Genomic DNA, 12172 nt, shown 5'->3' with positions numbered 1-12172 from the left:
GTTCTGCCTGGCGCGACGGGCATCGGTGAAATGCGATCGCGTCCGGTCCAGCTGGGCTTTCACTGCACATCCGGGAAACGGAGGCTGGACGCGAAGGGGCGTCGGTGCCGATCGGGATGCCTGTTGCGAGGCCGAGCGTCCGGGCGTGAGCCGGGCGGGAAGGCCCGAGTATAACAGAGCTATCGCGCTGTGCTGCTTTCCTGCTGCTCAACGGCGTTGAGAATATTTCCAGTGTCGCTTGTATAGCGGTTGCTGATCGCTGCGTAGGCCGGTTCCTGCTTGAACCGCTGCAGCTCTTCGGCAAAGGCCACGGCCAGTGCCTCGCGCCCAGGCTTGCGCACCAGGCCCAAATACTGCGCCTGGCGGCTGACCACCAGCGGCAGTTCTTCGACTTGCTGTTGCAGGCCGAGCTGGCGGAGCAGGTAATGCCCGACCCTGCGGTCGGTGATCGCCAGGTCGATACGGCCCAGCACCAGCTTGCCGAAGTTGGCTTCGTGGGTGGGTGCGGCTTCGCGCTTGAAGTGCGGGGCCTCGGTGAACGCTTTACCGTAGGCGTAGCCGGGTGATGTGCCGACGGTGAGGCCGGCGAGATCGTCCAGGTGGGTGACGGCATGGCGGCGCGAGCGGCTTTGGAACAGGACGAATTCGACTTCCGACATGGGTTCGGAGCCATACACCATGTAGGGTTGGCGCGCGTCCGTCTGGAAGATGTCGAGAATGCCATCGGCCAGGCCCTGTTCAGCCATCGCCAAGCAGCGCTTCCAAGGCAGGAATTGCCACTCCACCTCGACGCCGAGGCGTGCGAAGACCTGGCTGGCGACTTCGTAGTCGATGCCGCGCGGTTGGCCGTTGTGCTGAAACACATAAGGTGCCCAATCGTCGGTTACCAGGCGCAAGCGTTCGCCCAGAGCCAACGGGCTCAGGCAAACGAGCAGGAGGGTCCAGAACAGACGGGCGATATGTGGCATGGCCGGAGATTACGCGCTCGGCCGGTGTACGGTAAAGGCATGCACGATCGTTGTGGGAGCGGGCGTGCCCGCGAACACCGGCGAAGCCGGTAGCAACGATCGGGTTGCCCTCTTCGCGGGCACATCAGGCTTGAGTGGTTCGCAGCAGGTGCGCCTCGATATCCTTGCGCCGCTCGCCCAGCGATAGCCGTAGCCCCGGATGGCGCAGGCACTGACGCAGCCGCTCGGGCTCCATGTAGCCGTAGCGGTCATTGAGGTTTTCCAGGGCCTTGTCCCACCAGGCGGACGCGCAGGCGCGATCAAACTCATTGGGGTAGGGGTAGCAGCCATAGAGCAATTCGCGGGCGAACTGGCGCTCGTGGCTGGGCAGGGTCAGGCTCAGCGCCTTGTAGCCCAGACGGTGCAGGGTGGGTGGCCGCGGCAGTTGGTCGTTGACCCGCGCAACGTCGGCCAGGGCCGCAGGGCTGAGTGGGTCGTGGTCGTGCTTGCGCAGCCAGGCCTGGATCTTGGCGCGGAACTGCGCCTTCCGGCTCCAGTAGTGATGGATGACATCGGTACACTCGGCCAGCTCCAGGTTGCGGTAGGCCGCCACTGCCAGGCAGAACTCCTCAAGGGTATAGGCCTCGCGAGCCAAGGGGTAGAATTCGTCCATCATGGCGATGGAGCGGTCCAGGGTGCCGCAGTCCTCGGCAGTGAGGCCGATAACGCCGGAATTGACGAGCGGCATCTGGCAGTCGGCCAGTCCCCGGGACTCGAGAAGGGTCAGCAGGTTTTTGTACAACAGGCACTTCTGGTCAGCGCCGTAGCGCGTGCCGATGGCGTTGCACAACAGGCGGTTGGGCGCCACACGGGCGAACAGGTGCAACGGTGAAGTGCGGAAGAAGGTGTCTGTATCGATCAGTACTGCCAGCGGGTGTTGCTGCAGTACCTGGCGCAACAGCACATGCTTGCTGCGAAAGTGATAACCGTGCGGGGCATTCCATGCCTGGCGCGTGGCCTCGTCCAGCAGGTGGACGGTGACGGGCAGCTTGGCGTAGGGCTGCGCATTGTCGGTGTAAACCTGGATGTCCATGGCCTCGCCGGCTGCGCTGCCCAACTGGGCGAGGGCGCTGACGATGCTGAAGCAGGCTTCCTGATGGTAGGTTGCCGAGCCAAAAGCCAGGTAAACAAGCTGTGGGCGCGAAGGTTGGGGGTGCTGCATGGCAGGCGAGACCTGTTTAACCCGAAATTGAATAAGGCTTTAGTCTATGACCAAAGCCTTAATCATTTCTTAAACAGACTTTGCCAAAAGATTTCAGCGCGGCAGTTTCAGGTTGTTCCAGATCGCCAGGCTCGGTTCAGCCTGGTTCAAGGTATAGAAGTGCAGGCCCGGCGCGCCGCCTTGCAACAGCTGTTCGCACATGCGGGTAATCACTTCTTCGCCAAAGGCCTGGATGCTGGCGGTGTCGTCGGCATAGGCTTCCAGCTGCTTGCGGATCCAGCGCGGGATCTCGGCACCACAGGCATCGGAGAAGCGGGCCAGCTTACTGTAGTTGGTGATCGGCATGATGCCCGGTACCACCGGAATGTCCACGCCCAGCTTCTGTGCACGCTCGACGAAGTAGAAGTAGCTGTCGGCGTTGAAGAAGTACTGGGTGATGGCGCTGTCGGCACCGGCCTTGACCTTGTGCACAAAGTTGGCCAGGTCCGCCTCGAAGTTGCGCGCCTGCGGGTGCATTTCCGGGTAGGCAGCCACTTCCAGGTGGAAGTGATCACCGGTTTCCTGGCGGATGAACTCCACCAGGTCGCTAGCGTAGCGCAGTTCACCACTCGCCATGCCCATGCCCGACGGCAGGTCGCCGCGCAGGGCGACGATGCGTTTGATGCCGGCGGCCTTGTACTCGGCCAACAGGGCGCGCAATTCGGCCTTGGTGTCGCCCACGCACGACAGGTGCGGCGCGGCAGGTATCTTCACTTCGCTTTCCAGCTGCAGCACGGTATTGAGCGTGCGGTCGCGGGTCGAGCCACCGGCACCGTAGGTGCAGGAGAAGAAGTCCGGGTTATAGGTGGCCAGCTGGCGGGCGACGCCCATCAGCTTTTCGTGACCGGCGTCGGTCTTGGTCGGGAAGAACTCGAAACTGTAGCGGCGTTCTTGTGACATCAGGCGTTCCTCTGGCAACAAGCGTCTAACGGCAAGCTGCAAGTAAAAGCCAGATCGGTGATGGCCGGTCTGGCTTGGGCGTCGTTCAAGATCTGTGTTTCTGGAGCTGCAAGTGGCAACGGCACGGTATGCCTTTGCTTGCCACTTGCAGCTTCAAGCTTGCCGCTTAGTAGCGGTAGGCGTGCGGCTTGAACGGGCCTTCGACGGTCACGCCAATGTAGTCGGCTTGCTGCTTGGTCAGCTGGGTGACCACGCCGCCGAAGCCGCGGACCATTTCCAGGGCCACTTCTTCGTCGAGTTTCTTCGGCAGTACTTCAACGGTCAGGCGCTCGGCTTTCTTTTCGGCCGACAGGTCAGCGAACTTCTGCTCGAACAAGAAGATCTGTGCCAGAACCTGGTTGGCGAACGAGCCGTCCATGATGCGGCTTGGGTGGCCAGTGGCGTTGCCCAGGTTGACCAGGCGGCCTTCGGCCAGCAGGATCAGGTAGTCGTCGTTCTGCGGGTCGAAGCTGCCAGCGCCGGTACGGTGGATCTTGTGAACCTGCGGCTTGACCTCTTCCCAGGCCCAGTTCTTGCGCATGAAGGCGGTGTCGATCTCGTTGTCGAAGTGGCCGATGTTGCAGACTACGGCACGCTTTTTCAGGGCCTTGAGCATGTTGGCGTCGCAGACGTTGACGTTACCGGTGGTGGTCACGATCAGGTCGATCTTGCCCAGCAGAGCCTTGTCGATGCTGGCTTCGGTGCCGTCGTTGATACCGTCGATGAACGGCGAGACCAGCTCGAAGCCGTCCATGCAGGCCTGCATGGCGCAGATTGGGTCAACTTCGGAGACCTTGACGATCATGCCTTCCTGACGCAGGGACTGGGCCGAGCCCTTGCCCACGTCACCGTAGCCGATCACCAGGGCCTGCTTGCCCGACAGCAGGTGGTCGGTACCACGCTTGATGGCATCGTTCAGGCTGTGACGGCAGCCGTACTTGTTGTCGTTCTTGCTCTTGGTGACCGAGTCGTTGACGTTGATCGCCGGGACTTTCAGCTCGCCCTTGGCCAGCATGTCCAGCAGGCGGTGTACGCCGGTGGTGGTCTCTTCGGTCACGCCGTGCACACGGTCCAGTACCTGCGGGTACTTCTTGTGCAGCAGTTCGGTCAGGTCACCACCGTCGTCGAGGATCATGTTGGCGTCCCATGGCTGGCCATCTTTCAGGATGGTCTGCTCCAGGCACCACTCGTACTCTTCTTCGGTTTCACCTTTCCAGGCGAACACCGGGATGCCGGCGGCGGCGATCGAAGCGGCGGCCTGGTCTTGAGTCGAGAAGATGTTGCAGGACGACCAGCGCACTTCGGCACCCAGGGCAACCAGGGTTTCGATCAGCACGGCGGTCTGGATGGTCATGTGGATGCAGCCCAGGATCTTCGCACCCTTGAGCGGTTGCTCGGCCAGGTACTTGCGACGCAGGCCCATCAGCGCAGGCATTTCCGATTCGGCAATGATGGTTTCGCGACGGCCCCAGGCGGCCAGGGAGATGTCGGCGACTTTGTAATCGGTAAAACCAGCAGGCATGTTTGCAGCGCTCATGAGAGCCTCCATTCGTAATGTGCGAATGGGCGCCGTTGTGCGTTAAGCGCTCGCGGGAGCGAGCAACGCCCCATCCGAGCCTGACAGGCCTAGCCTGCTGCAGCGCCCCTCGGACAGGTGGCGGGCATGGCACCGCTGTGGGCAACCATGTAAAACGGCGCAGATTATAGCTGCCCCCGCCGGCTTGCCCAAGGTTTTCCGTCGATTAATCGCGACGATAGTCGATGTTCAATGGAGCGAAGGCAGCCGCTCTGCCATCATTGCTACACGTTAGCCAAGCAGGTCAGGAGTACAGATGAACTTTCACACCCGCAAGTGGGTTAAACCCGAAGACCTCAACCCCAATGGCACCCTGTTCGGTGGCAGCCTGTTGCGCTGGATCGATGAAGAGGCGGCGATCTACGCCATCGTCCAGCTGGGCAACCAGCGTGTGGTGACCAAGTACATGTCGGAAATCAACTTCGTCAGTGCTTCGCGTCAGGGTGACATCATCGAGCTGGGCATCACCGCTACCGCGTTCGGCCGCACCTCGATCACCCTCAAGTGCGAAGTGCGTAACAAGATCACCCGCAAGAGCATTCTGACAGTCGACAAGATGGTGTTCGTCAACCTGGGTGAGGATGGCTTGCCGGCAGCCCATGGGCGCACCGAGATCAAGTATGTGCAGGACCAGTTCCCGGATTCGGCAGTCGAATAGATTCTGGTTGCCTGTGCCGGCCTCTTCGCGGGTGAACCCGCTCCTCCAGGGGTACGCAAACCTGTAGGAGCGGGTTTACCCGCGAATGGGCCGCAAAGCGGCCCCGGCATTCTCAAGGCTGGGCGCTGACCTTGCGCACCACGCGCCCAATGCTCAACCCCTGCACCAGAATCGACGACAACACCACGATGTAGGTGATCGACAGCAGCAGGTCCCGTTCCTCGCCCAGCGGTAGCGACAGTGCAAGTGCCACCGACACGCCACCACGCAGGCCACCCCAGGTCAGCACCCGCACCGTGCCTTTGGGCACCGGGCGCCAGCGCCGCAGCAGCACGATCGCCGGGGCCACCGTCAGCAGGCGCGACAGCAGCACTGCCAGCGCCAGCACGCCGCCGGCCGCCAGGTGCATCCAGTTGAACGGCAGCAGCAACAGCTCCAGGCCGATCAATGCGAACAGCAGCGCATTGAGCATGTCGTCGATCAGTTCCCAGAAACCGTCCATGTAACGGCGGGTCATGTCATTCATCGCCAGGTTGCGCCCCAGGTTGCCGATGATCAGGCCAGCCACCACCATGGCGATCGGTGCCGACACATGCAGTTCGTAGCACATCGCCGAACCACCGATGACCAACGCCAGGGTCAGCATGACTTCCACCTGGTACTGCTCGACACTCTTGATCATCCGGTAGGTGGCGTAGCCGATCAGGCCACCGAACACCACGCCGCCAATGGCCTCGCGGGCGAACAGGATCGCCGTGTCGGTCATGCTCGGTGTTTCACCCAGCTGGATGATGCCCAGCAACACGGTGAATACCACGACTGCCGTGCCGTCGTTGAACAGTGACTCGCCGACGATGGTGGTTTTAAGCGGTTTGGGCGCATTGGCAGTACGCAGCGCGCCAAGCACGGCAATCGGGTCGGTTGGTGAGATCAGTGCACCGAACAGCAGGCAGTAGATCAGGGGAACCTGCCAGCCGAACAGGGCAAACACCCAATGCGCCAGGTAGCCGATGACCACGGTGGCGATCAGCACGCCCAAGGTGGCCAGCAGGCCGATCGGCCAGCGGTAGCTGCGCAGGTCGCTGAGGTTGACGTGCAGGGCGCCGGCAAACAGCAGGAACGCCAGCATCCAGTGCATGAGCAGGTCGTTGAAGTCGATCTGGTTCATCAGCCCTTCGACGCGTTCTTCCAGGCCAGGGAAGCCGATAAGGCTCAGGCCCTGCAACATCAGGGAAAACAGCAGCGCCGTAACCATCACGCCGATGGCGGGGGGCAGGCCGATGAAACGGTAGTTCACATAGGTCAGAAGTGTGGTGAGGCAGATAAACGCGGCAACTAATTCAAGCATCCCGAATCCTGTAACAGTGGCTTCCAAGTCGTTACCCGAGTGACTCGGGCAGTTCTTTGATGACCTGGCACGGGGTTCGGGGCACAGGGTTTGACCGAATTAGTCCAAATCGTTCCCGTGACAGTCTGCACTGGTTACCCTGTGGGAGCGGGCGTGCCCGCGAACACCGGCAAAGCCGGTGCCATACACCGAGTTGCATTCTTCGCGGGCATGCCCGCTCCCACAAAGCCCCCCTGAACGCTATATATTCACAGCCATGAAAAGCCATAAGGATAAGAAGGCGTGTTGGCAACATCTCTGGTGCTGGTTGCCGCCCTGCTGCATGCAACCTGGAATACCTTGATCAAATTCAGTGGCGAGCGCTTGCTGGTAATTGCCAGCATGGACACGGTAGCGCTGGCCTTCGCGGTGCTGGCGGTGCCCTTCGTCGATGTTCCGCCTGCTGAAATCTGGCCCTGGTTGGTAGCCTCGGCACTGGCTGAGCAGTTGTACCGCTATCTGCTGATCAAGGCCTACCGCGTGGGCGACCTGGGGCTGGTCTATCCTCTGATGCGCGGGCTGTCGCCGTTGGTGGTGCTGGGGCTGACCCTGGCCTTTGCAGGGGAATCGCTGAGCCAGCAGCAGATCATCGGTATCCTGTTGATCCCCTGTGGCATGGCCTGTCTGTTGTGGCAGGGCGGCGGCGGTGACCGGCTACCATGGTCGATGCTGCCGGTGGTTGCCTTGATTGGCCTGTGCATTGGTTGCTACACCTGGTTCGACGGCCAGGCCGTGCGCCTGTGGGGCAAACCGTGGGATTACCTGGTCTGGCTGACCCTGCTCAGCGCCTGGCAATTCCCGTTGTTGGCGAGCGTAGCGCGGCGGGCGCCATTCGTACTGTTCTGGCGAACCCAATGGCGCCTTGGGTTGGCGGTAGGGTTCTGCGTATTGTTCAGCTATGCCCTGGTGCTGTGGGCCATGCACCTGGGGTCTGTGGCCGAAGCGGCGGCACTGCGGGAATTGAGCGTGATCCTGGTGGTGCTGCTGGGTATGCGCTACCTCAAAGAACCTTTTGGCGGGCCGAGACTCCTAGCTTGCGGGCTGGTCCTGGCAGGCATGCTGGTGATGAAGCTCTAACCCATTATCGAACAAGGAGTCTGAGCATGACCGTTGCCCTGTGGTGCATCCTGATCGCGCTGCTGCTTAACCCGCTTTGTGCCTTGATCGCCAAGGTGGCCAGCGGCCGGTTCGGCCTCAAGGACAATCACGACCCGCGAGCCTTCCTTGATACCTTGTCGGGCTTGCCACGGCGTGCCCATGCGGCGCAGCAGAATGGCTACGAGGCATTCCCTGCGTTTGCGGCAGCGGTGCTGGTGGCGGATATCGTCGGTAATGCCGAGCAGGTGACGCAGGATGTGCTGGGGGTGATGTACATCACCAGCCGCTTGCTTTACATCATCTGCTACCTGGCCGATTGGGCGGCCTTGCGCTCGCTGGTGTGGTTTGCCGGGTTGGCAATTATCGTGTCGTTCTTCGTGGTTTCCATCTGAAACCGCGTTGCCTTCTTCGCGGGCTTGCCCGCTCCCACAGGTACACCACAGTATTCAAGGGCTGTGGTGTACCTGTGGGAGCGGGCAAGCCCGCGAAGAATCCACCCCCGATCAAGGTACCTTAGGTACCTCAGGTAGCGGCTGGCCTTTAGGCCAGAGCATCCAGATCTGCCCCTGCTGCTTCATGTTCCCCGCCAGCTCGCCGGCTTCCGGCCCGGTGCCCCAGAACAGGTCGGCACGCACTTCACCCGCAATCGCGCCACCAGTGTCCTGCGCACCCACCGGGCGCACCACTGGCGAGCCGTCCGGGCGCGTGGTGGAAAGCCACAACAGGCTGCCCAGCGGAATCACCTTGCGGTCGATGGCCACGCTGTAGCCCGCTGTCAGCGGTACGTTCAACGAGCCGCGCGGGCCTTCGTTGCTGTCCGGGCGGGTGCTGAAGAATACGTAGCTGGGGTTGCTGGCCAGCAGCTCTGGTACGCGCTGTGGGTTGGCCTGGGCCCAGGCATGAATGGCGCCCATGCTCACGTCTTCTTTTTTCAGCTGACCCTGCTCCACCAGCCAGCGGCCGATCGGCCGATAGGGGTGGCCGTTCTGGTCGGCGTAGCCCAGGCGCAGTTGACGGCCGTCTTCCAGTTGCACCCGGCCAGAACCCTGGATCTGCAGGAATTGCAGGTCCATCGGGTCGGTCAGCCAGGCCAGCACCGGTGCCTTGACGCCGTTACGGTTGATGACTTCGGCCGTGTCGTAGGGCTTGAGCACCCGACCCTCCAGACGGCCGCGCAGGCGTTTGCCCTTCAGTTCGGGGTACACGCTGGCCAGGTCGACCACGATCATGTCATCAGGGATGCCGTAGACCGCCACATGGTTGGTTGCCGATTGGCTCAGGCTGCCTGAGTAGACCGGCTCGTAGTAGCCGGTAATCAGGCCGTTGGCATTGTTCTCTGCAGAGCGCAGGCCGTACACCTGCAGGTTCTGTTCAAGGAAGGTTCGCACTTGGGCGGCGCTGGCTGTGGCGCTGCCGGCCGCTTCGCAGGTGGCGGCCCACACCGGGTCGCGCTTGAGTTTTTCGCAGCCGTTGCGCCATGCATAAAAGCCTGCCAGCAGGTCTTCATCGCTGACGGCCGGCAAGTCTTTCCAAGTGGCCGGGGCATAGGTGGCGACAGCGTGGGGCTCGGGCTTGGCGCTCTCGCCGCCGTTGCAGCCGGCCAGCAAAGCCAGCACCGGCAGTGTCCAGGCCAGGTGGCGCAGGGCAGATTTCATGTGTGCATTCCTGTCATGAGCGAACATGAAGGTTCGCCCCTGTCTTTTATGTGGCTATTGGTGTTTGGCCCCGTGGCAGCGATACTGGCCGCCCATTTGCGTAGGCCGAAGTGAGCGTGATGTTGAAGCGATTGACCGTTGTTCTGCTGGCTGCCCTTGCCCTGGTAGGGGCTTTGACGGGGTGTGACCGGGTTGACCCGAACTCGCCGCTGGGTAAACGCAAGGTGATCTTCAAGGACATGCTCAAGACCAGCGAAGACCTGGGGGGCATGCTGCGTGGCCGGTTGCCGTTCGACGGGGTAAAGTTTGCCGACGGTGCGCTGAAGCTGGACAGCCTGTCGCATCAGCCGTGGCAGCATTTTCCACAGGCGCGCGATGGTGGTGACAGCGCCGCCCGCGCCGACGTGTGGGAGCGCCAGGCGCGGTTTCATGACCTGGCTCGGCAGCTTGAAGGCGTCACCGGCGAACTGGTTGATGCCACCCGCAATCAGCCACTGGATGCTGCGCAACTGAAGGCACCGATGGACAAGGTCGAGGCTGCGTGCAAGGCCTGTCATAGCGAATTTCGTAATCATTGAATGGCTGTGCTTGCGCAAACCTTCGGGGCTTGTACAAATTCCTGTGGGAGCGGCCTTGTGTCGCGATAGGGCCGCTCAGCGGCCCCAGGATTTCAGCAAAAATGCATGCATAGCTGGAGCCGTCGCGCGGCCCTATCGCGACACAAGGCCGCTCCCACAAAGACCAGGCTTGCCGGCCAGATGCCTTAGCGGTCGAGATCGTCGACCGCTTCCTGCAGCTCTTTACGCGACTCGGCCAGCTTGTCCTTGCGCTTGTTGATCTTCTCGGCGTCGCCTTTCTTCTCTGCCTTCTTCAAGTCCTTTTCCCGCTGCGCCACTTCGTGACGCGCATCGAGCACCTTCTGCTCACGTTCCTTGCGCAGGCTGGCGTCGGTGCAGTTGTCCACACCGCGCAGGGCTTCCTCCAGCCCTGCAACCTGGTCGCTGTTACCGTGGTCACGGGCAATTTTCAGCTGGTTTTCGATGGCGCTGCGCTTGGCGGCACAACCGGTCAGGCCGGCATCCGGCTGGGCAGCCTGAGCAGTACCCGCGGCCAGGCCCAGTGTTGCGAGCAGGAAAAGAGTCGAAATACGTTTCATGAAAAGCCTCCCTAACGGGGCGGGGCAGCAAAAGTTGGGGGAAATCCTGCCTTGGTTTTGCCCATTTAGAAACCCTTGATGAGGTTTTCTGCCGGAGTCTCGGGTTTTTCCTACGCACTATTTGGTAAAAAATCATTGCTCAATGCGCTGGGGTGGGGTCCGGAAACCTTCTATGCCGGCTTCGGCCAACTGTGCGGCAATGGCTTGCACCTCGGAGGCCGCGAAAAATTCCACAAGTTGGCGCGAGCGTTTTGCGCCGATGCCGGGCACGGTTTGCCATTGCCCGGCACTGCGTGAAGCCAGCGCCTGCCAGTCGCCAGCCAGTGGCAAATGCTTGCCAATGGGCACGCCAAGGGCGCGCAGCCATTGATCGAAGGGGCGTGAGCGGGCTTCGTCGAAACTGCCCAGCAGGTGTGCCGCGGTGAGTCTGCTGATGCCGGGGGCCTGCTGCAGGCGCTCGGCATCGAGCTGCAGCCAATCGGTCATGGACGTTACCAGGCCAGCTTCGACCAGCCGACGCCATGTGCCGGGCCCGGTGCGGGGCAAAGCCAGGCCCTGTTTACCGCCAAGCCAGGTGAGGCGGGCGATGAACTGCTCATCACAGCCCTCGCTGGCTTGCCAGCAGCTGTGGGCATGATAGCGGTCGGGCGCAGGCGCGGCGACCGCCTGGCGTTCGACCGTGCGATGCACCACTTGCTCCAGGCGTGGAATGGTCAGCCCGGCCAGGCTGATGGCCACCTGGTCGCCGGGGCGGATGTCGAGGGTGTGCCAGCGCGCCAGCGAACCCAGGCTTACCTGGGTAATCCGTCGGTCGTCCAGGGTTACCGGCAGCAAGTGCAACACGGGCGTGACCCTGCCGGTGCGGCCAACCCGAAAGCGCACGTCGCGTACTTCGGCCAAGGCTTGTGCATAGGGATACTTCCAGGCCGCGATCCAGTAGGGCGCCTTGGCCTGCCAGCGCTCGGCAGGTGGTCGGCTGCCCTGGCGCAGGATCACACCGTCGGTGGCGAAGGGCAGAGCAGAGCGATACCAGTGCTCGCGCCAGTGTGCTGCATCCTCCAGCGTGTCGATGGCGATGCTGTAAAGCTGGCTGTCCGGAAACCCCAGCCGTGCCAGCTGGGCGAGGCGTTCGGCCTGTTGCTCGGGGCCGTGCGGCCAGCCCCACACGAACAGGCCGATAGCGTTGCCTTGTGCGCCAGTCAGTTGCTTGCGTGCGAGCAGCCCGGCCACGGTACCCCGGGCGTTGGCGCTGCCTGCCTTGGCTTGCACATGATCGTTCAGGCGCAGATACAGCTCACCTTGCAAGTGCAGGTCGAGCGCCTCAGGCAACTGCCGAGTGACAGCGTCGAGTTGCGGGATGTGTCGGCTCCAGTCATGGCCGTGTACACCGTCCCCCCGGCTGGTCAGCTGCACCAATCGGCCCTGTTGGTAGGTGAGGGAAACGGCTACGCCGTCGACCTTGGGCTGTACCCACACGCCGCTCTTGCCGGCCATC

The 12172-nt window shown here is 62.2% G+C and carries 12 protein-coding genes and 1 riboswitch; of the genes, 4 read left to right on the top strand and 8 right to left on the bottom strand.

Features of this window, described 5'->3' with window-relative positions; translation table 11 throughout:
- Positions 1 to 179 precede the first annotated feature (179 nt).
- The 4 genes from ACK59Z_RS22095 to ahcY all read right to left on the bottom strand — a co-directional run bounded on the left by ACK59Z_RS22095 (position 180) and on the right by ahcY (position 4684).
- Positions 180 to 968, bottom strand: a complete 789-nt coding sequence (locus ACK59Z_RS22095; RefSeq protein WP_239606890.1) for an ABC transporter substrate-binding protein — start codon at positions 966 to 968, stop codon at positions 180 to 182.
- 124 nt (positions 969 to 1092) lie between these two features.
- Positions 1093 to 2169 (bottom strand): hypothetical protein, encoded by a 1077-nt coding sequence (locus tag ACK59Z_RS22090; protein WP_003249356.1) that lies wholly within the window; start codon positions 2167 to 2169, stop codon positions 1093 to 1095.
- A 93-nt stretch (positions 2170 to 2262) separates the two neighbouring features.
- Positions 2263 to 3108, bottom strand: coding sequence for a methylenetetrahydrofolate reductase [NAD(P)H] (gene metF, locus ACK59Z_RS22085; protein WP_019752645.1), 846 nt, complete (start codon positions 3106 to 3108; stop codon positions 2263 to 2265).
- A 166-nt stretch (positions 3109 to 3274) separates the two neighbouring features.
- Complete coding sequence (gene ahcY, locus ACK59Z_RS22080) at positions 3275 to 4684, bottom strand: adenosylhomocysteinase (RefSeq protein ID WP_003249358.1); 1410 nt, start codon at positions 4682 to 4684, stop codon at positions 3275 to 3277.
- Positions 4685 to 4704: 20 nt separating this feature from the next.
- A riboswitch (S-adenosyl-L-homocysteine riboswitch) is annotated at positions 4705 to 4801 on the bottom strand.
- Between the two features lie 178 nt (positions 4802 to 4979).
- Here ahcY and ACK59Z_RS22075 point away from each other — a divergent pair.
- Positions 4980 to 5381 carry an acyl-CoA thioesterase gene (locus ACK59Z_RS22075; protein WP_003249362.1) on the top strand — a complete coding sequence of 134 codons (402 nt, stop codon included), beginning with the start codon at positions 4980 to 4982 and terminating at the stop codon, positions 5379 to 5381.
- Between the two features lie 112 nt (positions 5382 to 5493).
- On the opposite strand, the gene ACK59Z_RS22070 is transcribed toward ACK59Z_RS22075, so the two are convergent.
- A complete protein-coding gene (locus tag ACK59Z_RS22070; RefSeq protein WP_012053901.1) occupies positions 5494 to 6729 on the bottom strand; it encodes a sodium:proton antiporter in 1236 nt (411 codons plus the stop codon).
- Positions 6730 to 7011: 282 nt separating this feature from the next.
- On the opposite strand from ACK59Z_RS22070, the gene ACK59Z_RS22065 reads away from it, so the two are divergent.
- Together ACK59Z_RS22065 and ACK59Z_RS22060 are read left to right on the top strand one after the other, a co-directional pair.
- A complete protein-coding gene (locus tag ACK59Z_RS22065; protein WP_010955545.1) occupies positions 7012 to 7845 on the top strand; it encodes a DMT family transporter in 834 nt (277 codons plus the stop codon).
- Positions 7846 to 7871: 26 nt separating this feature from the next.
- Positions 7872 to 8258: an MAPEG family protein gene (locus tag ACK59Z_RS22060; protein ID WP_016501953.1), complete on the top strand. Its 387-nt coding sequence runs from the start codon at positions 7872 to 7874 to the stop codon at positions 8256 to 8258.
- A gap of 111 nt (positions 8259 to 8369) precedes the next feature.
- On the opposite strand, the gene ACK59Z_RS22055 is transcribed toward ACK59Z_RS22060, so the two are convergent.
- Positions 8370 to 9521, bottom strand: a complete 1152-nt coding sequence (locus ACK59Z_RS22055) for a murein transglycosylase A (protein WP_108190278.1) — start codon at positions 9519 to 9521, stop codon at positions 8370 to 8372.
- 119 nt (positions 9522 to 9640) lie between these two features.
- On the opposite strand from ACK59Z_RS22055, the gene ACK59Z_RS22050 reads away from it, so the two are divergent.
- A complete protein-coding gene (locus tag ACK59Z_RS22050; protein WP_003249371.1) occupies positions 9641 to 10099 on the top strand; it encodes a cytochrome c in 459 nt (152 codons plus the stop codon).
- Positions 10100 to 10284: 185 nt separating this feature from the next.
- Here ACK59Z_RS22050 and ACK59Z_RS22045 read toward each other — a convergent pair whose 3' ends face one another.
- Together ACK59Z_RS22045 and ligB are read right to left on the bottom strand one after the other, a co-directional pair.
- Positions 10285 to 10677, bottom strand: coding sequence for a DUF1090 domain-containing protein (locus ACK59Z_RS22045; protein WP_003249372.1), 393 nt, complete (start codon positions 10675 to 10677; stop codon positions 10285 to 10287).
- Between the two features lie 132 nt (positions 10678 to 10809).
- On the bottom strand, positions 10810 to 12172 hold a 1363-nt coding region (gene ligB / locus ACK59Z_RS22040), incomplete at its 5' end, for an NAD-dependent DNA ligase LigB (protein ID WP_409293665.1).

Source organism: Pseudomonas sp. KCJK9058, from assembly GCF_046230975.1.
Classification (GTDB): Bacteria; Pseudomonadota; Gammaproteobacteria; order Pseudomonadales; family Pseudomonadaceae; genus Aquipseudomonas; species Aquipseudomonas alloputida.
The sequence above is the reverse complement of the archived record's forward strand: the minus strand, read 5'-3'. Positions and strand labels throughout refer to the sequence as shown.